The sequence below is a fragment of the Peribacillus sp. NPDC101481 genome, assembly GCF_044767165.1.
Classification (GTDB): domain Bacteria; phylum Bacillota; class Bacilli; order Bacillales; family DSM-1321; genus Peribacillus.
On the sequence record NZ_JBIWNJ010000002.1, the window covers coordinates 450,868 to 469,680 of the forward strand.

The 18,813-nt window shown below is 41.2% G+C and carries 19 protein-coding genes; 11 read left to right on the top strand and 8 right to left on the bottom strand.

Features of this window, described 5'->3' with window-relative positions:
• Positions 1-34: 34 nt before the first annotated feature.
• Positions 35-1,246, bottom strand: a complete 1,212-nt coding sequence (locus ACIROD_RS12165; RefSeq protein ID WP_402941088.1) for an MFS transporter — start codon at positions 1,244-1,246, stop codon at positions 35-37.
• Positions 1,247-1,445: 199 nt separating this feature from the next.
• On the opposite strand from ACIROD_RS12165, the gene ACIROD_RS12170 reads away from it, so the two are divergent.
• Positions 1,446-2,753 (top strand): CitMHS family transporter, encoded by a 1,308-nt coding sequence (locus tag ACIROD_RS12170; protein WP_402941091.1) that lies wholly within the window; start codon positions 1,446-1,448, stop codon positions 2,751-2,753.
• A 169-nt stretch (positions 2,754-2,922) separates the two neighbouring features.
• Positions 2,923-3,555 (top strand): superoxide dismutase family protein, encoded by a 633-nt coding sequence (locus ACIROD_RS12175; RefSeq protein ID WP_101224247.1) that lies wholly within the window; start codon positions 2,923-2,925, stop codon positions 3,553-3,555.
• Between the two features lie 311 nt (positions 3,556-3,866).
• Here the strand turns inward: ACIROD_RS12175 and trhO are convergent, their stop codons facing one another.
• Entirely contained in the window at positions 3,867-4,832 is a 966-nt protein-coding gene (gene trhO / locus ACIROD_RS12180; protein WP_402941094.1) for an oxygen-dependent tRNA uridine(34) hydroxylase TrhO, read from the bottom strand.
• Positions 4,833-4,973: 141 nt separating this feature from the next.
• Between trhO and ACIROD_RS12185 the strand changes: the two genes are divergently transcribed.
• The 3 genes from ACIROD_RS12185 (at position 4,974) to ACIROD_RS12195 (ending at position 6,680) form a co-directional block, all read left to right on the top strand.
• Positions 4,974-5,990, top strand: a complete 1,017-nt coding sequence (locus ACIROD_RS12185; protein WP_402941097.1) for a nitronate monooxygenase — start codon at positions 4,974-4,976, stop codon at positions 5,988-5,990.
• A 17-nt stretch (positions 5,991-6,007) separates the two neighbouring features.
• Positions 6,008-6,463 (top strand): GNAT family N-acetyltransferase, encoded by a 456-nt coding sequence (locus ACIROD_RS12190; RefSeq protein WP_402942899.1) that lies wholly within the window; start codon positions 6,008-6,010, stop codon positions 6,461-6,463.
• A gap of 73 nt (positions 6,464-6,536) precedes the next feature.
• A complete protein-coding gene (locus tag ACIROD_RS12195) occupies positions 6,537-6,680 on the top strand; it encodes a hypothetical protein (RefSeq protein ID WP_157831096.1) in 144 nt (47 codons plus the stop codon).
• Positions 6,681-6,726: 46 nt separating this feature from the next.
• Here ACIROD_RS12195 and ACIROD_RS12200 read toward each other — a convergent pair whose 3' ends face one another.
• On the bottom strand, positions 6,727-7,305 hold the full coding sequence (locus ACIROD_RS12200) for a GNAT family N-acetyltransferase (RefSeq protein WP_402941101.1): 579 nt from the start codon (positions 7,303-7,305) through the stop codon (positions 6,727-6,729).
• 103 nt (positions 7,306-7,408) lie between these two features.
• On the opposite strand from ACIROD_RS12200, the gene pdxR reads away from it, so the two are divergent.
• Positions 7,409-8,800: a MocR-like pyridoxine biosynthesis transcription factor PdxR gene (pdxR, locus tag ACIROD_RS12205; protein WP_402941104.1), complete on the top strand. Its 1,392-nt coding sequence runs from the start codon at positions 7,409-7,411 to the stop codon at positions 8,798-8,800.
• A gap of 33 nt (positions 8,801-8,833) precedes the next feature.
• On the opposite strand, the gene ACIROD_RS12210 is transcribed toward pdxR, so the two are convergent.
• The gene (locus tag ACIROD_RS12210) at positions 8,834-9,253 is read right to left on the bottom strand and encodes a MarR family winged helix-turn-helix transcriptional regulator (protein WP_034314851.1); all 420 of its coding nucleotides are present in this window, start codon (positions 9,251-9,253) and stop codon (positions 8,834-8,836) included.
• Positions 9,254-9,912: 659 nt separating this feature from the next.
• Complete coding sequence (locus tag ACIROD_RS12215) at positions 9,913-10,116, bottom strand: hypothetical protein (protein WP_101224447.1); 204 nt, start codon at positions 10,114-10,116, stop codon at positions 9,913-9,915.
• A 128-nt stretch (positions 10,117-10,244) separates the two neighbouring features.
• Between ACIROD_RS12215 and ytvI the strand changes: the two genes are divergently transcribed.
• Positions 10,245-11,288 carry a sporulation integral membrane protein YtvI gene (gene ytvI, locus ACIROD_RS12220; RefSeq protein WP_402941109.1) on the top strand — a complete coding sequence of 348 codons (1,044 nt, stop codon included), beginning with the start codon at positions 10,245-10,247 and terminating at the stop codon, positions 11,286-11,288.
• Positions 11,289-11,633: 345 nt separating this feature from the next.
• Here the strand turns inward: ytvI and ACIROD_RS12225 are convergent, their stop codons facing one another.
• Positions 11,634-12,986, bottom strand: a complete 1,353-nt coding sequence (locus ACIROD_RS12225; protein ID WP_101224242.1) for a hemolysin family protein — start codon at positions 12,984-12,986, stop codon at positions 11,634-11,636.
• A gap of 615 nt (positions 12,987-13,601) precedes the next feature.
• Between ACIROD_RS12225 and ACIROD_RS12230 the strand changes: the two genes are divergently transcribed.
• The 4 genes from ACIROD_RS12230 to uptA all read left to right on the top strand — a co-directional run bounded on the left by ACIROD_RS12230 (position 13,602) and on the right by uptA (position 16,030).
• On the top strand, positions 13,602-14,174 hold the full coding sequence (locus ACIROD_RS12230; protein WP_402941112.1) for a YitT family protein: 573 nt from the start codon (positions 13,602-13,604) through the stop codon (positions 14,172-14,174).
• Positions 14,175-14,268: 94 nt separating this feature from the next.
• Complete coding sequence (locus ACIROD_RS12235; RefSeq protein WP_402941115.1) at positions 14,269-14,982, top strand: FixH family protein; 714 nt, start codon at positions 14,269-14,271, stop codon at positions 14,980-14,982.
• Positions 14,983-15,073: 91 nt separating this feature from the next.
• Positions 15,074-15,238 carry a hypothetical protein gene (locus tag ACIROD_RS12240; protein ID WP_157831095.1) on the top strand — a complete coding sequence of 55 codons (165 nt, stop codon included), beginning with the start codon at positions 15,074-15,076 and terminating at the stop codon, positions 15,236-15,238.
• Between the two features lie 162 nt (positions 15,239-15,400).
• On the top strand, positions 15,401-16,030 hold the full coding sequence (gene uptA / locus ACIROD_RS12245) for an undecaprenyl phosphate transporter UptA (RefSeq protein ID WP_101224445.1): 630 nt from the start codon (positions 15,401-15,403) through the stop codon (positions 16,028-16,030).
• A gap of 54 nt (positions 16,031-16,084) precedes the next feature.
• On the opposite strand, the gene ACIROD_RS12250 is transcribed toward uptA, so the two are convergent.
• Together ACIROD_RS12250 and ACIROD_RS12255 are read right to left on the bottom strand one after the other, a co-directional pair.
• Positions 16,085-17,416 (bottom strand): hemolysin family protein, encoded by a 1,332-nt coding sequence (locus ACIROD_RS12250; protein ID WP_101224240.1) that lies wholly within the window; start codon positions 17,414-17,416, stop codon positions 16,085-16,087.
• A 273-nt stretch (positions 17,417-17,689) separates the two neighbouring features.
• The gene (locus ACIROD_RS12255; RefSeq protein ID WP_230177300.1) at positions 17,690-18,799 is read right to left on the bottom strand and encodes a histidine kinase N-terminal domain-containing protein; all 1,110 of its coding nucleotides are present in this window, start codon (positions 18,797-18,799) and stop codon (positions 17,690-17,692) included.
• Positions 18,800-18,813 lie beyond the last annotated feature (14 nt).

An 18,813-nucleotide genomic window follows, 5' to 3' on the forward strand; every position in this document is an offset into this window, starting at 1 on the left:
CCATCTGGAAGCAGGCTTTCTTGTCAAAGTGTGATTAATGTGATCTGGCCAACTCCGGATTGCGGTGCATCGCGAAATAGAGGACAAGTCCGGCAATGAGGAGTAAAGTGCTGGTCGTTATGAAAACGGCGGAGAATCCGTAGAAACCAGCAACCATTCCGCCCATAGCGGGTCCGATGATATTGCCTAAAAAGCGCAGGCTCGTATTGTACCCAAGCACTTCCCCCTGCATTGCGAAAGGCGCTTCTTGGCGAATGTAGGCAATCCTTACAGGGATGATGCCGCCTATTGCCATGCCTAGTATGAAACGTACAAAAACAAGCTGCCAAAAATGATTGATGAAGGCACCGGGCAAGTAGACAAGAGCTGTCAGAAAAAGAAGCAGCACAAGAATCTTCACATGACCATGCCGATCACCTATCTTGCCCCAGTGACGCGCCATCAATAAATTCCCCAGGCCTGCTGCAGAAAAGGCGATTCCTGAATAAAATCCGAGATTGGAAGTTCCATGCAGCTCGCCAACGTATAAAGAAAGAATGGGCTGGATGCTGAAGTGGGCAACTTGGACAAGTGTCGAAATGAGCATGACATTCACTAAGATGGGGTTCCTTAAGATATGCGAAAGAACCTCCCTGCTTGTATAGCTCGACTTCGTTCCCTTCTGCTGTTCCATTATGTACTCCTTGGTTGCAAAAACAAGAAGTCCAGAGATGAAAATGGTGATGGAGGTGAATTTAAAGGCGGTTGAATAGCCGAGTGTGTCTGCAAGCAAGCCGCCAAGCAATGGTCCGAAAAGGGAACCGGTTATATTTCCCGTTTGTAAGGTTCCAAGTACACGTCCGGCAATTTCTTTTGGTGTCTGCGTTGATATGAAGGCCTGTGACATGGAAATGAAGCCAGTGAATATTCCTGTGAACATCCTTAAGACGAATAGCTGCCAAACATTTTCGACGAATCCCATCAGGAAGATGGACAGACCCATCCCAAAGGCGCAGGCAATCAAGATTTTCTTTCTGCCATACCGGTCACCAATCCGTCCCCAAATGGGGGAAAATAAAAAGGCTGTCACGAAAGTGATTCCAAAAGTCCATCCGGACCAATGCTGGATATATTGAGTCGAGTAATCTCCGAATGTACCAATGTATAAGGATATGAATGGAAGAACCATCGTCATGCTCCCGCCTATGAAGAAATTGGCGAACCACATGATGAAAAGATTCCGTTTAGCTATTTTATGAGCGTTCATTTTACATACAACACTTCTTTCCTCCGAAAAAACTTCGGGTTCCTAAATAATAGTATACAGAATTTAACTAATTTATTAAACGAATTTGTTTTACTGGTTTTTTAATGAATGTGCAAATGTTATAATGTGAAAATATTGATTTTTCAGAAAAATTAAAAATCTAAAGGTTCTCATATTTTCAATTAAAGGAGTTTTTAACATGTTAACGATTTTAGGATTTTGCATGATTTTAACGTTTCTTGTCTTAGTCATCACAAAGCGCTTATCAGTGGTTGTAGCTTTTATCTTCACGGCGATAGCCTTTGGTCTGATTGGTGGGTTTGCTTCGGAAATGGGAGATATGATGGTTGCCGGTATTTTAAAGGTGACACCAACAGCAGTCATGATCGTTTTTGCTATTCTATACTTTGGTTTAATGATTGACGTTGGTTTATTCGAGCCCATGATCGCTAAAATACTGAGTTTTGTAAAAGGGGACCCGCTAAAGGTTGTCATGGCAACCGCCATAATAACCATTTTGGTAGGTTTGGACGGCGACGGATCTTCTACATTCATGATCACCGTTTCAGCCATGCTGCCGCTTTATATCAAATTAGGGATGAACAGGCTCGTATTGGCCTGTGTCGTTGGTTTAGCCGCTGGTGTCATGAATATGATCCCTTGGGGAGGTCCTTTGGTCAGGGCGGCCGCGAGCCTTCAGGTTGAAGTATCGGAGTTATTCATTCCTCTCATACCGGTCATGATCTGCGGTCTTTTATGGACGCTTTTTTCGGCATATGTGCTTGGCAAAAAGGAAAGGGAGAGATTGGGAGTCAGCTCCCTGGAAACGAACATGCAACCTGGTATGAGCGAACAGGCTGCAGCTGTTGAAACCGCACCTCAAGGAACATCCAAGCTTTTTTGGTTTAATTGGTTCTTGACGATTTTACTGATGGTTTTGCTGGTGATGGAAGTGCTGCCGATACAAATCTTATTTGCTTCCGCTTTTGCGATTGCACTATTCGTTAACTTTCCGAACCCAAAAGAACAGCAGGAAAGGATTTTAAGTCATGCCAATAGTTTTGTGATGATCTGTACACTCATTTTCGCTGCAGGGATTTTTACGGGTGTATTCACAGAAACAAAGATGATGGACTCGATGGCTGCTTCAATCGTAACGGTCATCCCTGAGTGGCTCGGGGCACATTTGCCACTGGTGGTAGCGCTGACAAGCATTCCGATGGGGTTCATTTTTTCACCTGATGCCTATTACTTTGGCATTCTGCCAATAATAAGTGAAACGGCATCGAACTTCGGTATTGCTCCTGTAGAGATCGGAAGGGCGGCTTTATTAGGTCATTCGACCGCAGGGTTCCCCTTATCGCCATTGGTGCCTGCAACATTCATATTGATTGGCCTTGTAGGCGTGGAATTTGGGGATCACCAAAAATTCCTGTTTAAATGGGCGTTTGGGACAACCATCATCATGACGATTGCAGCCATTGCTTTCGGGGTCATCACTTTGTAAAATGTGAGCCCATTAAGCTATATTGTAAAATCCTTGTCTGTGAATTTAGTAAGGTGTTCACTCTCACTGGTGTAATCTATTTTCCTATTTATCCCGCTTTCTGTTTATTCTTCCATAATAGTGGAAAGTAATAAGAGGAAATACATATAAGAGAGTGAGGGAATTTATCATGAACTATAAACAAAAACTTATACTGCCTATGTGTACTGCCTTTTTACTGTATGGATGTAATTCAGCGGATGATTCAAATCAGGCCGATAATAATGCCGAGGACATGACTACAGTGGGACAAGGAACAGATGCAGAGGTTGATCCGCAGGTGAAAGCGGAAGTTAAAGATGTAGAAGGTAATACACTTGGGACGGTGAACTTTACCGCTGAAGAGAATTCTGTAGTGATCGAGACCGCTTTGGAGGGCCTTGAGCCAGGCTATCATGGATTTCATGTTCACGAAAACGCAGCATGTGAGGCGGATGCCAAGGATGGCCCTTTCACTACAGCGGGAGGACACTTCAATCCAACTGACGAAACGCATTCTAAGCATGCAGGTGATATGCCTCCTTTATATGTAAAAGAAGATGGGACAGCAAAATATACGGCAACATTGGATAACATGACAATAGACCAACTGAAGAAAGAAGAGCTGGCTGTAATCGTTCATGCGAATCCAGACAACTTTGCCAATATTCCTGACCGCTATGAAGCCAATGGAGAAAAAGGACCGGATGCAGATACTTTGAAAACTGGTGATGCAGGCGATAGGCAAGCTTGCGGGATTGTTGTAAGTGCAGAGGCAAAATAAAATTAATGAAGTAAGAGCGATTCCTCTAAAGAGGAATCGCTCTTTTCATTGAAGGTAGGACTGCAGGCAGCTAAAATCTAAAAGCTGAAACCATTCTTTTTACGAATTAAGAAGGTTTTTTCTATTGTGATATAGAAGTAAGAATGTAAGTAATATTGCAAAAGAAGCAGTAGTATTAAAAAAGATCATAGTTAATTCTTGCAGTGGAATGAAGTCCAAGACATAGGTTTAATATAGAAAAATAAGGTTTGGTTTGAATCGATAAAAAAACCCGAACAGGGATCTTGTCCACTGATTCGGGTTTGCTAATATTATTTTGCCGTAATGGAATTATCGATTAGATGTAATCTCTCAGCCACTTCTTCTTCAGAAAGGTTATGCTCGACTACATAGCGATTACGCGGATGCACTCGGCATTCATGGGTACAGCTGCGCATATGTTTGTGTTCGTTCTCTTCGCTGCAAAGGATTTTCTTGTTGCATTCAGGATTAGCGCAATTGACATAGCGTTCACAAGGTTCGCCGGAATAAATATCGCGTCCGACAATGACATGTTCCTTTTGATTGATAGGTACGGCAATCCTTTCATCGAAAACATACATTTGGCCATCCCATAGTTCACCTTGGACTTCGGGATCCTTCCCGTATGTTGCGATGCCGCCATGCAGCTGGCTTACATCTTCAAAGCCTTCTTCGACAAGCCAGCCGGAGAATTTCTCACAGCGGATACCGCCGGTGCAATACGTTAGGATTTTTTTGCCTTCGAACATTTCTTTATTTTCCCGTACCCATTCCGGAAGTTCACGGAAATTCGTGATTTCTGGCTTGATTGCACCCCTGAAATGTCCTAAATCAAATTCATAGTCATTTCTGGCATCAAGGACGATGGTGTTTTCATCTTGCATTTGCTCGAAGAACTCCTTCGGGCTCAAGTATTTGCCAGTCGTCTGGTTCGGGTTGATGTCGTCTTCCAAGCGAAGCGTTACAAGTTCATTGCGTGGACGAACATGCATTTTTTTGAAAGCATGGCCTTCAGCTTCATCTATTTTAAACACGATATCGGCAAAGCGGGGATCGCTTTTCATCATGTCCATATATTTGTCGGTTTGTTCGATCGTACCTGAAACTGTTCCGTTGATACCTTCTGAAGCCACCAAGATACGGCCTTTCAATTCAAGGGCTTTACATGCCGCAAGATGCTCGACTGCGAATTCTTCGTGATTCTCGATAGGTACATACAAATAATAAAGTAATACTCTATATGGTTTTGTTTCCATTTTTTATTTACCACCTATGTTTTATATTTGCAAGATATAAAGGGTGATCATTTAGACACTTTTCTCTTACAGATAATCATTATACCAAGAAAACGTAAAAATGATAAGGGCATGAAGAAAAATCAAGAGGAGTTGTATGGAATGTTGAAAGAGTTAATGAGATATCCAATCATTCAGGCACCGATGGCAGGAGGAGCTTCCACTCCGAAGCTTGCGGCTTCAGTATCCAATGCAGGAGGATTGGGCTTTCTCGCAGCTGGCTATAAGACTGCGGAAGAGATGAAGGACGAGATTGGGCAGACCCGTCAGTTGACTGAGCGCCCTTTTGGCGTGAATGTATTTGTGCCAGGCAACGAGGCGGTGGATGAAAATATATTATCTGGCTATCGTGAAAAGATCGAGAAAGAGGCCGAGAGCGTTGGGGCTGAGATTGGAAAAGCCGATAGTGATGACGATGATTGGGGAAATAAACTACATGTATTGAAGGAGGCTGGGGTCGCTGTCGTCAGTTTTACGTTTGGATGTCCTACGGAAGATGTAATAAGGGAGCTCCAAGATGTCGGTTCCCTTATAGCCGTGACAGTAACCAACCTTCAGGAAGCAAAAAAGGCGGCGGGAGCAGGCGCCGATGTTCTATGTGTACAGGGGTTTGAAGCAGGGGGGCACCGGGCCAGCTTTGATAACCGCACAGAAGATGATTATGGTCTTTTAGTATTGATACGGATGATAAAAGATGAACTGGACTTACCGATCATTGCCGCGGGCGGACTGATGCATGGAAAGGATATCGCGGCCGTGCTCGAAGCGGGAGCAACAGCGGCGCAATTGGGAACCGCTTTCCTTCGCTGTCCCGAAAGCGGGGCAAGTCCGGTCCATAAGGCGGCGCTGGGAAATCCACGATTTACTCAAACCTCTATTACCCGAGCCTTCAGCGGCCGGAGGGCACGCGGGTTGGTGAATCACTTTATAACGGAATATGATAGCGTTGCACCCGTCGCCTATCCTTTTGTCCATCACATGACAAAACAAATGCGAAAAGCGGCTGGACAAAAAAACAATCCTGAATTGATGGCTTTGTGGGCAGGACAGGGATATAAGTTGAGCAGGGAACTTCCTGCATCGGAATTGGTTGAACTTCTTGTAGAAGAATTAAACTGAGAAGGGTTTGGATGATGATGGAGATAAGGGAATTATTCAAGGATGAGCCACCCCCGATGCATTTATTGCTTTTGGCAGATCCTTCAAGGGAATTGGTCGAGGAATATTTGGGGAGCGGAACGTGCTTTGTTGCCGTGAGTGATAAGCGAATGATCGGTGTTTATGTTTTACTGCAAAAAGGCCCGGAACTGATAGAGATAATGAACATCGCAGTCGATGAACGGCACCATGGAAGGGGAATCGGCAGGCAATTGATTGAACACGCCAAAGGCCATGCCAGGGTACAGGGATATAAAATGATTGAAATCGGAACGGGGAATTCGGGGATAGGGCAGCTTGCCCTTTACCAAAAATGCGGTTTTAGAATCACTGGGGTCGATCGGGATTTTTTTAATAGAAACTATTCCGAGACCATTTATGAAAATGGGATTCAGTGCCAGGATATGATTCGCTTGTCACAAAGCTTAGACTAAGCAATGATCATCCAGTTTGACGGAAATGCTTTACAGACAAAAGTGCGCGTCGCATTGCTTAGGAGGATTGAACTTGTTCTTTGGTGATATGATTTATCTTCTTTTTGCTTTACTTATGCCGTTTTTATTTGCGATTGGCGTTTTCATATTCATTCGATCAACGAAAAGGCAAAAGGATTCTTTATCGAAAATTCGTAAAGACTCAGATGAAAAATAGCGCAAGAGAAAAAGAGTGCAAAACAACGGCACTCTATTTCTCATTTTCACCTTTCCAAAAAAGCTTCCAAATTCCTTTTCACACTGGGCCATTCATGCTCAAGAATACTATAGACCACCGTGTTCCTGATCCTCCCATCTTGCAGTTTTTTCTCCATCCTCAAAATGCCTTCTTCAAGGGCGCCGAGCCTGGTTATTGCTGCACGCGATCTATTGTTGCATTCGTCAGTCCTGAATTCAACCCGTTTCATTTGCCACTTTTCAAAAGCATGCTGCAATAGCAGGTACTTACATTCTGTGTTAATGGCTGTTCGCCATTTGTCGGGATGATACCAAGTCGCGCCGATTTCCAGGGATTGATTATGAAAGTGAATATTTCTTAAGCTCGTGCTGCCGACTATCGAATCATCAGTCCGATCGATAACGACAAATGGATGATGAAGTTCCTGTTCCCTTGCTCGAATGCCTTCCTTTACATAGGAGATCGCCTCTTCATATGACAAAATTTTTGTTGCGCTCCATTCCCATATTTCAGATGGCAGGGAAGCGGCGTAAAGCGGTTCGATATGACGTTCCAGCATCGGGGTGAGTATCATGTGTTTCCCGTATAATTCGATATGCTCCATAGTTTCCTCCTCTTGATTGATATCTTCATTATAAAAATATTCTGGTTCTTCAATAAGGACCAATGCTGATATAATTTATGGAACCAGTTTGAAGGAGGACCAAATGTTTGAAATCACTCTAACCTTAGATAAAACGAATAAAGAAGCCTTATATGTCCAATTGTATAAATACTTTATAAAGGAAATCCAGAATGGGCAAATCCAGGCCGGAATGAAACTGCCATCTAAACGAAAACTGGCCTTGCATTTAGGGATAGGCCTGAATACAGTGGATACGGCTTATCAGCAGTTGATGGCAGAAGGATATGTGGAAAGTCAATTAAGGAAAGGTTATTACGTAGCCGATTTAGAACCGATCTCAGATATGAATGAGCCGTTGCCTGTAACAGAAGGGATGATGTGTCCTCCGAATGAAAGAAATGAGATAGATTACAACCATGGCTGGGTGGACGTGGATTCTTTCCCGCATGCCGTGTGGAAAAAATGCTTGAACAATACTCTGTATCTACAGGAAAGGGAAATGTTCATAAGCGGTGATCCTCAAGGGGAATGGGGGCTCAGGGCTGAGATTTCATCCTATCTATTTCAATCAAGAGGAGTTCGCTGCGGGGCTGATCAAATCATCATTGGAGCAGGTACCCAGTATTTCATCCATCTGCTTCGGTTACTTCTTGGAAATGAACGGGTATTTGGGTTGGAAGACCCTGGCTTTCATCGGGTAAGGGAGGTACTGAGGCTGGAGGGAGCGGATATGGCATACATACCCTTGGATGAAAGTGGAATGAGTGTGGACTCCTTGAAAGAGAGTGCAGCGAATGTTGCCTATGTCACTCCTTCCCATCAATTTCCTTCCGGTATGATCATGCCGATAACTAGACGGGTGGAATTGCTCAATTGGGCAGTGGAAAAAAAGGGTTATATTATTGAAGATGATTATGACGGGGAATTCCGACATGCTGGTAAACCGATTCCGTCCTTGCAGGGGTTGGACACCAATGGAAGGGTCATCTATTTAGGCACGTTTTCAAAGTCGCTAATCCCATCAATCAGGGTGGGATTTATGGTGTTACCCATGGAGTTGGCTTGCCGCTATCAGCAGAAGTTAATAGGATACAAACAGACCGTTTCCAGACTGATTCAGGAAACGCTCTGTCTTTTTATGAAAAATGGACATTGGGAACGCCATCTGAATAAAATGCGAACGATTTATCGAAAAAAGAATAAGGTGCTGCTGAATGCCATTGAAGAGAGCTTCCATGATCGTGTAGCCGTAATCGGTGAAAAGTCAGGCTTGCACGTTCTTTTAAAAGTAGAAAACGGCAGCAGTGAGGCAGAGCTCATTCAAAAGGCTGCCAGTGTGGGGGTTAAAGTCCACCCAACATCGGTTTATCATTCAAAGAATGTGAAAGATCCGACTATTTTGATTGGGTACGGTGGTTTAACCGAAAGGGAAATCGAAGCAGGAATCCGGCTTTTAAAAAAGGCATGGCTATAGCTTGGTGTGCAACAACGATATAAGATACCCATTTTAGTTTCTTATATTATTGAGGATTTTAAGGACCGTCTGGAAAAATACTTCCTGTTCTTCTTCTGTAATGCCTTCCAGGGCTTTCCCTTCGATTTTTTCGGCAATCTTGAGACATTTTGTATGTACCTCTTTGCCCCGGGGGGTCAATTCGATTCGTTTTTCCTGTTCATCTTTTCCAGGAACTTGTTTAATCATATTATTCTGTTCCATACTGTTGACCGAACGTGTGATGATAACACTATCTACATCCAAATAACTGCAAATATCGGGGATTGTGGAATAGCCACAGTTCTTTAAGTAATTCAGGATTGTCCACTGATTATGGTAAATTTCAAGTGCTGTAATTTGTTCATTCATTTTGCTTACTAATGATCTCGATACTTGTAAATATTGATGAAATAATTGAGTAGGGTTCGTCATATGATTCTCCTTTATAATGGTCGACCAATCCATTATATTCTTTAATTCTTAAAAGTCTATTGTAAAGAATCATTTATTTCAGTCAATGTTTATTTTTGGAAACAAAGCGGGAAAGGGAAAAACACTGGCAATATGAATGAATTGAGGGAAAGCTCAGTCCTCCCAAATCATCAAAAAACTACGGGGAAGCATAAGCACATTCACAAGAAGAACCTTAATATATGATGGGAGATATTTTAGACTATAGGAAATTCGAGTTTGCCAACAGTTTATTTATGGTTTTTCCATTTGGGCGTTTATAACAGCACCAGGCACTCGCTTTCCTCGGCTTGCACCTGCGGGGTCTCCCTTGGACGCGCTTTTCCCGCAGGAGTCTCGACACCCGCTCCAATCAACTTTGTTATCACATTTAGTCAGAAACCATACCTGAGGAGTTGAAGGTGTTGCTTTGCGGGTCAGTTAGGCCCGGTACATCATTTAATTAAAAATACGTTTTCCGAACTCCTTTTGACTACTAACTGTAATATATGTTTTCCTTCAAATATTCTATTAGCAAGTACTAGTGGCGCAGAGAAAAGTCTATACGACACCTCACCTTGAAGCTTGAATGCAGTATATCCTGCAAACAAAACCCAGCCTCTAAAGTGGCTGGGTTTTGTTTAAAGCTTCTCGCTGGTGGAGCGGTGTTTTGTTTCTTTTTTATTTCTTTCTTCTTGTTGTTCATATTTAATTTCATCAATTGGTAAATCATCAATGGGCATGACCACTTGATCACGTTCCAGCTGTTTTTCCTGATTTTTCTTGAAGGCCTTGGATTTATCATTACGCTCCTCAAGATACTTTTCTTTATCTTTATTATCCAATGTCAATCCCTCCATCTCTTTGTATCCCTTTTTCCCCTTATTGAGAAAATAAAACGTATAAGCGAAATATATGTGATCCCATTTCATAAATATAAGGAGAACAGGAAAGTGCAAGGAGGGTTTGTTCAGTGAATTTCGCCGTCTTTTTTCGCTGGTTTTGGAGGGGGCTTCTCCTTTTAGTCATAGTAATCGTCATTCCCTATTCATGGGCTTTGATTTTAGCGTTGCTCACAGCCATTCTTTTGGATGGATTGGTCCGCATGATTGGTGAAACGGCAAAGCTGCATCGTTTTTGGGCAGTATTGATTTCATTTGTTTTATATGTAGGCGGGCTTATGAGCATCACTTATTTTTCCTTTTCGGTATTAATCAAGAAGGTCATTGTCTATTCGGAAGAATTTCCAGGTTTCATACGTGAAGTGTATTTGACGGCAATATTGCCAGTCATTAGGCAATGGGAAAGATATTCCCAAACTTTACCGCCAAATCTCATTCAATCAATAGAACAAACGATGGAAAAGGGAGTCATGGCTCTGGAGGGGTTCACAGAGGGCTTTGTTCAGGATATGGTTCAATTCGTTACACTCATTCCGGGTTTTTTCATCGACTTTTTAATTTACTTAATCGCTTTATTCTTATTTAGTCTTGAATTGCCAAAGTTAAGAAAAAAGGCAGTCCTTTATTTGAAGACATCCACCTATCAAAAGATTTCGCTAGTTTATCAAGATTTAAGTATGGCAGCCGTAGGCTTCATCAAGGCACAAATCACGTTGAGTTTAGTAACGTTCATCATGGCTTATGGAGGACTATGGTTGTTAGAAGTGAAGTATACGATTCCGTTGGCACTCTTAATAGTAGTTGTGGATATTCTTCCTATCTTGGGAACGGGATCTGTACTGGTTCCTTGGGCAGTTATCGTCTGGGCTCAAGGAAACCATCATCTAGGTATTGGCCTCATCATCCTATTCCTGGTCATTACCATCATAAGAAGGACAATCGAACCAAAAATCTATTCAGCAAATATGGGGTTGAGCCCATTGGCATCGTTGATCAGTCTTTACTTAGGGTTTAAGATGCTTGGCTTCATTGGGCTTTTCCTTGGACCTTCGATACTGATTGTTTATGATACGTTAAAGAGGGCAGGTGTCATCAAAACCAATTTCAAAATATGAAAGATTATTAGATGTTTTTTGCCTGATTTCTTAAATTTGACATATCTTTTACCGCTTTACCTTGACCGTTGCAATGATTGCAATCCCGGGAAAAGAATTGCAGAAAACGGGTTTTCCCTTTCCCTTTGCAGTGCTGGCAAATGGTTATGAGTTTCATGATTCCTCACTCCTTCAAAAAGTATCGCTTTTTTAACAGTATGAAACAATTAAGGTAGAACTATACTTCATGTAATCATTCAATGTTAAAAGCAGCAGGTTTTATATAATATGTATTTATTTTATTTCATGTACCAGTTGAAAAAAATAACCCCCGATCCTATTGTCTTTTAGGAACGGGGGTTATTATCATGAAACGATTTCGGTTTGTGATATGATCGGGAATTCTTTTACTTCGCTTACGACTTTTACTTGTTTATATATTTCAATATAACGAATATGGTGATCTTCCATTTCCTTTATCTTAAAGTTATAAGGACCGTAAGTCAGGATATCACCTTGTTTGGCCTCGTAATTCTCGGTAAGGATCCATCCGCCCATCGTATCAATATCTTCATCATTGATATCCAATCCAAGTAAGTCATTCACTTCGCTGACCAATACCTTGGCATCGATGATGTAGTGATCTTCTTTTAATTTACGGACATCGGGCACTTCATCCAGGTCGAACTCATCGCGGATATCACCAACGATTTCTTCAAGGATATCTTCAACGGTCACCAACCCTGACGTACCGCCGTATTCGTCCATGAGGATAGCCATGTGAATCCGTTCCTTTTGCATTTTTAAAAGTAAATCGTGAATGGGGATACTGTCAATGACACGGATGATCGGACGAACATATCGGTCGATCGTTGACGCAGCCTGATTGTTCTTATCTATCATTTCAGTGAATAGCTCTTTGATATTGACCATTCCGATAACATGATCCTTATCACCGTCAATGACAGGATATCGTGTAAAGTTCTCTTCCGCCATAACAGTGAAAAACTGCTGGATCGTATCTTCTTTGGATACCGTTGCAATTTCTGTACGTGGAACCATGATTTCTTTTGCAATCCGATCATCGAATTCAAAAATTTTATTCACATATTTAAACTCTGATTGGTTAATTTCGCCACTTTTGTAGCTTTCGGAAACAATGATACGCAGCTCTTCTTCTGTATGAGCCAAATCATGTTCGGAAACTGCTTTTAATCCTAGCATTCTTGTAAGCGACCTTGCAGAGCCATTCAGTACCCAAATGAAAGGATACATGACTTTGTTAAAGGCAATTAAAGGTTTCGAAACCAATAATGTTACTTGCTCCGCTTTTTGAATCGCCAATGTTTTCGGTGCCAATTCTCCAACAACGACATGTATGAACGTAATGAAAGAAAAGGCAATTGCAACTGAGAGTAAATGTGAAGCAGACTCCGGAAGATTTAATTGATTTAAAAGTGGTCGCAAAATGTTTTCAACTGTCGGTTCCCCAAGGAATCCAAGCCCTAGAGCTGTAACGGTAATTCCGAGCTGACAAGTTGAGAGGTATTCATCCAGGTTGGAGATGACCTTCTTTGCTGAAATAGCATTCCTCGTTCCTTCTTCAATTAATTGATCGACCCTCGTGCTTCTCACTTTAACAATCGCAAACTCCGTAGCTACAAAAAATGCTGTTAAAGCAATTAAAATGGCAATAAGAACCAAGTTTATTATGTCCAAATAGTCTCCCTTAACTCGCCTTCGAGACGAATAAGGAGTACACCTCCTACATTTTTAAAATATACAAGTATATTTTTTTTTCCGTGCTGAATATTTTTGGGATTACTTCAAAATGGCTGTGGTAATAGATGTGCAGCCGCTTGAACTCCCATTTCTTTTAGTGATGAAGAGAATAATAGTATATGCCGATTAGCGATGCGTAGACGGGAAATAGAAGAATTTCTGTCTGAAGGAGTGCAGCCATTTTCCAAAAGGATGCACATATCCGTTACGCAAAGCAGCTTCCGTCCGTCAAAACGAACATTCTTTAATGCCCCATCAAATCACCTCATTCTAATTAATTTAAATACTTTCATTATAGAAAGAGTTAATCATTCAGTCAAACAGCTTACGGCACCTTAAATCCGGTAAATTGCTTGTAAAGGATCAGTTTGAGCTAATAATTAGCTGTTTTTGACTGTTTTCTCTACTTTATTGTAACATATTATAGAATATTCAGAAAACTAAGAGCCGTTTCATAAAAAATTCGTCAGTTACATTATTTTTTGGATGGTACAAACATATTCTATAGAAACCAAGACAAGTTTTAAATGAAGATTAAAGGGGGTTGCAGCCATGAAAATCATGGAAAGGATGGCAGCGATCATTGCTGGCAGCATGCTGGTAGGTGTGGGAATCAATTTTTTTCTGATACCTTATCATTTATTGGATGGTGGCATGATAGGGATTGGGCTGATTTTTCATTACTATATAGGACTTCCTACCGGACTGGGTGTGATTTTAAGCAGCATTCCATTATATATATATGCTTGGTATTATGAAAAAAAATTATTTCTGAACAGCTTGCATGGCTTGCTTTTTTCCTCTTTATGCATCGACATTTTTTCCGACGCTGTCACAGGATGGAGTCTTCCCATTTATGTAAGTGCGATAATCGGGGGAGGGTTGATTGGACTTGGAATCGGCTTGATGCTTCGGTATGGGACTTCTACAGGCGGAACGGATATGCTGGCACAGATCCTATCCAGGAAAAGTGGGCTCAATGTAGGGCTGCTGATTTTTTTCATTGATGGATGCGTATTGCTTTGCGGATTGAGCGTTGTGGGGACTTCAATCTTTTTATATTCATTTTTAACGATCATCGCGGTAGCCATGCTGACTTCAGTCACCGTGATGCGGACGATTTAGTTTTGAATCATGTATAAAAATTTGAAAAATGGAAAGGATGGGCAATATGAAAAGGACAGATTTTTAGTCTAATAAATAGTAAAGGGAAGTTCATATGAAAAAACTTTATATGTGTACTGCATTGTTAGTTATGCTAGCTGGGTGTCAAGAGGCTGAAATGCCAGAGGATAAAGAAGTGAACAGTGCTGTTCCAGAATCGATGGATGCATCTATTGTCATTAAAGGGAAAGTGGAGCCTGGAAAAGAAGTCATTCTTGAAACGACAGTGAAACAGGGAAGCCAATTGGTGAATGAAGCTGATGAGGTACTGTTTGAAGTGAGAAAGTCCGGACAGGATAAACGGGAAATGCTTGAAGCGAAGAATACTGGAAGTGGAATGTATCAAGTGATGCATACTTTTGAAGAACAAGGCAAATATATTGTAGTCTCACATGTAACGGCGAAAGGCCTTCATGTAATGCCTGAAAAAGAAGTTGTCGTTCCTGAACATGAAAGTGAAGGTGCATCGGTTCATCCTAGTACGGATGTATCCATCGAGTTTCAAAGTAACCCAGTAAAGGCAGGAAAAAGTTCAAACTTTGAAGCGACCGTTGAATTGAATGGGAAACCACTGACAAATGCAGATGTGAATTTCGAGGTCTGGAAGGAAGGCAGAGAAGAGAGTCATTTCACCAAAGCTGAAGAAGATGGAAATGGAACATATCTAAATAAGGTATCTTTCGAAGAAGCGGGAACCTATAAGGTGCAGGTACATGTTGAAAAAGACGAAGTGCACGAACATCAACTGCAAACGATTCAAGTCAATTGATTGTTTTTTGATCCCATCGTTTAAACAGGTTTCATCTCTTCGTTAAATGGGAAGTTAAAGGATGACGGTACAGCAGAAAGGGAGGGTAAGCATGAATAATCAAAAAATCAACAAGTATAAAAATCTCGGGATTCATATCGAAAAAACGAAATCACGCCAGGAGATTTTCACTAATGTTTCACAAAATGATTCATCCTTACTCACCACAGCTGTTTTTTCTCAATTTTCCCAAAAACGGGAGCTAAAAGAATATTGATGCAATGAGACCGGAGTACATATCAGCTGGTCTTTTTTTGTGCATTCCAAAATGTGATGTATTGTGAAGATGGTATGAAAAATCGAATAGAACCTCATGGGCTGAAATAGGATAGAAGGACAAACAATTTGAAATTAGCGGTAAGGGGAGTCCGATAGCATGATATCACAGCTTATTATGACAATATTGAATTGGTTTGCGGAAATGGGGTATATGGGGATTTTATTGGGGCTGATGGTTGAAATCATCCCGAGTGAGCTTGTTCTCGGATACGGTGGTTATGTCGTCGGCCTGGGGAAAATGAATTTTTGGGGAGCTGTTCTTGCAGGAGTGGCAGGCGGGACGATGGCACAGCTATTTCTCTATTGGGCTGGTTATTATGGAGGACGGCCCTTTCTCTTGAAGTATGGAAAATATATATTAATTAAAGAAAATCATATTGTACATGCTGAGGAATGGTTTCAAAGGTATGGCGTAGGCGTGATTTTTACGGCTCGGTTCATTCCAGTGGTTCGCCATGCCATTTCCATCCCTGCCGGAATTGCGAGGATGTCCGTATGGAAGTTTATATTTTACACGGTTGCGGCTGTCATACCTTGGACCATCTTGTTTCTGACCTTAGGGCGGATCCTCGGCGAGAATTGGCAGCAAATCCGGGAAATAACCGAACCTTATCTCATTCCGGCTGCTGGTTTTTCCTTTATCTTTATCATGCTGTATATTCTATGGAAAAAAAAGAGTACACCTCCAATCGTAACGGTCAAAAAAATGGGACGGTTTCCCGATAAATGAAAAATCGAAAAAACAGCCACGTAAAATCACCTTTTACGTGGCTGTTTTTAATCATTATCCTTGGGTAAGGTCTTCTTCCAGAGGAAGCTGAACGACCTTTTTTGTCACCTCGATAGAACGAATGGCGTGATCTTCCATTTCAATCACTTTAAAGCAGAAGCCGTCTTTTTCCATGATGTCCCCTACCTTCACATCATAATTTTCTGTAAGGACCCATCCGCCTATCGTATCGACATCATCTTCTTCTAAGTGAATGCCAAGTAAATCATTCACTTCCTTTACAAGAAGTTTAGAATCTAAAATATAATGGCCATCTTTAATTTTTCTGATCGAGGCAACTTCATCGATATCGAATTCATCACGAATTTCGCCAACGATTTCCTCGAGGATATCCTCGACTGTGACAAGTCCGGAAGTCCCGCCGTATTCATCCATCAAAATAGCCATATGAATGCGTTCTTTTTGCATTTTTAACAGCAAATCGTGAATCGGGATATTTTCCATTACCCGAATGATCGGACGAGCGTAATTTTCTATCGCTTTGATATGGATTTCCCGATTCTTTATAAGATCCGAGAAAACTTCCTTTAAGTTCACTAAGCCGATGACATGGTCTTTATCACCTTCGACAACAGGATATCGAGTGTATTTTTCCAATTTGGCGACATCGACGAATTCCTGAACCGTATCATCTTTGGATATGGTCATGATTTCCGTCCTAGGAACCATGATTTCTTTGGCAACACGATCATCGAATTCAAAGATGTTGTTTACATATTTAAATTCCGACTGGTTGATCTCTCCGCTTTTATAGCTATCTGATAGGATGAAACGCAATTCTTCTTCCGTATGGGCTATTTCGCTTTCGGATGCTGGCTTGAAGCCAAATAAACCGACAACTAATCGGGAAGAATGATTCAAGGCCCAGATGAAGGGAAAGGCTATCTTATGGAAAAATATCAGCGGGCTGGCAATTGCCAAGGCCACTTGCTCAGCCTTTTGGATGGCAACCGTCTTTGGAGCCAATTCACCTACAACCACATTCAGGAACGTAATCAGGGAAAATGAAATGACGAATGTCAGAATGCTTGTGACTTCTTGAGGGAAATTCAAGGCATTGAATAATGGACCAACCAATTTTAGGACGGTCGGCTGTCCAAGCCACCCCAATCCAAGGGCAGTAACGGTAATACCAAGCTGTGTCGCGGATAGGTACTCATCAAGATCGGATGTAACCTTCTTAGCCGCAATGGCTTTTTTATTTCCCTCTTCAATCAATTGATCGATCCTGGAGCTGCGAACCCTTATGATCGAAAATTCAGAAGCTACAAAAAAGGCCGTTAAAGCGATTAAAATAATGACGAATAAAAAACTTAATATGTCCAATTAGTGTGGGACTTAATTGAATCGCAAAACGATTTAATTATCCCAGTCACCTCCCAAAACCAATAATGAATGAAATGATATTTAGTGTATAAAATGTTAGATGAAAAATAAGTCTTGTCTATCTTGTATGAAAATTATGCTGGTTTATATTTTCAATCTATAGGATCATTCACCTCGATTAGTAGTGGAACCTACCTATTAGTATAAGTAACTGGACGCCAATCAGTCAAAAATTTCACACTAAAAACCTAAGTAAAAAAGGTTGTTTATCCATTATTTAGTTTTCAATTGTATGGAAAAGGTCGTTAGGAAATCGGTAGAGTGACAGGTTAAGGTTCCATGATGCTTTAAGACGATTTCTTTACAGACGAATAATCCCAATCCCGTTCCCCTTTTTTTGGTGGTGATGAATGGTTCAAAAATATTCGGCAAAACGTCGTCAGGTATCTTCGGCCCGTTGTTCGATATATTTAAAGTAAGAATGCCGGGTGGTGATTCAGAGCCTGAAATGTAAATGGATGGGGAAGGCATCCCTGCAACCACATCAAGAGCATTTAAAATAATATTAAGTAAAACCTGACGGAATTCTTCTTTAGAACCGGAAATTACGGCATCCTCGGCAATATTACATGTAATGGAAGCATTTACTTCCAAGATGCTTGGATATAGAAATTCGATTACCTCATTCACAAGCTGAGCAATTGAAAATAGATCAGGAGGTGATGTTGAAGTTTCCTTTTTGGAAATATTAAGGAATTGTGTGATCCGGTAATTGAGCTGATCCAATTCCTTTGAAATGATATCAAGGTATTTTATTTCAGGCTGTTCTGCCTGTAACAATTGTATGAATCCCATGATGGAAGTCAGTGGATTTCTGAATTCATGGACAAAACTTGAGGTCATTTGGCCAAGTAGCGTCAAACGGTCTTTATGGTTTGGGCTTATGAATTGATAGCGTTCTTCAAGTTCCATCGTTTTCAATTCGGTATAATGGGATAATGCAAAATGAATGAGTTTATCGAAGCAAACGTTTATTTGCTTAATTAGATCCGATATTTCTACTTTGGGTGCTTCGGAATTCAATACGTGCTCAATGATGATGGATCTCCCGATGGTTGCAGTGGAAAAGAAATTTTCCATATCCAATTGCTTATTAACTCGTTCAGACGCAATTTTTTCCCCTACGACCTTCAGTACATCGCCTATTTCAGTATCCGATTTTCCAAGCTGATCCATTAGCAGATTAAAAATATTTTCCACTTCTCCTTTAAAATACCCTAGATATCCGTCAGGTAAATGCAGCAACTCATCTTTCCATTTGGAAATGATGCTGGTTTTTTGAGAAGATAAAAAGTGAATGGTCATTTCTCGATTAGATACCATTTTGCCCTCCATAC

What these genes read in the sequence shown, in the direction of transcription:
- trhO (WP_402941094.1), bottom strand. Translation starts at nt 4,832, where the DNA reads ATGGAAACAAAACCATATAGAGTATTACTTTATTATTTGTATGTACCT.
- ACIROD_RS12210 (WP_034314851.1), bottom strand. Translation starts at nt 9,253, where the DNA reads ATGACGAACCCTACTCAATTATTTCATCAATATTTACAAGTATCGAGA.
- ACIROD_RS12240 (WP_157831095.1), top strand. Translation starts at nt 15,074, where the DNA reads ATGAATAATCAAAAAATCAACAAGTATAAAAATCTCGGGATTCATATC.
- ACIROD_RS12255 (WP_230177300.1), bottom strand. Translation starts at nt 18,799, where the DNA reads ATGGTATCTAATCGAGAAATGACCATTCACTTTTTATCTTCTCAAAAA.
- ACIROD_RS12230 (WP_402941112.1), top strand. Translation starts at nt 13,602, where the DNA reads ATGAAAATCATGGAAAGGATGGCAGCGATCATTGCTGGCAGCATGCTG.
- ACIROD_RS12175 (WP_101224247.1), top strand. Translation starts at nt 2,923, where the DNA reads ATGAACTATAAACAAAAACTTATACTGCCTATGTGTACTGCCTTTTTA.
- pdxR (WP_402941104.1), top strand. Translation starts at nt 7,409, where the DNA reads ATGTTTGAAATCACTCTAACCTTAGATAAAACGAATAAAGAAGCCTTA.
- ACIROD_RS12200 (WP_402941101.1), bottom strand. Translation starts at nt 7,305, where the DNA reads ATGGAGCATATCGAATTATACGGGAAACACATGATACTCACCCCGATG.
- ACIROD_RS12235 (WP_402941115.1), top strand. Translation starts at nt 14,269, where the DNA reads ATGAAAAAACTTTATATGTGTACTGCATTGTTAGTTATGCTAGCTGGG.
- ACIROD_RS12190 (WP_402942899.1), top strand. Translation starts at nt 6,008, where the DNA reads ATGGAGATAAGGGAATTATTCAAGGATGAGCCACCCCCGATGCATTTA.
- ACIROD_RS12170 (WP_402941091.1), top strand. Translation starts at nt 1,446, where the DNA reads ATGTTAACGATTTTAGGATTTTGCATGATTTTAACGTTTCTTGTCTTA.
- ACIROD_RS12185 (WP_402941097.1), top strand. Translation starts at nt 4,974, where the DNA reads ATGTTGAAAGAGTTAATGAGATATCCAATCATTCAGGCACCGATGGCA.
- ACIROD_RS12165 (WP_402941088.1), bottom strand. Translation starts at nt 1,246, where the DNA reads ATGAACGCTCATAAAATAGCTAAACGGAATCTTTTCATCATGTGGTTC.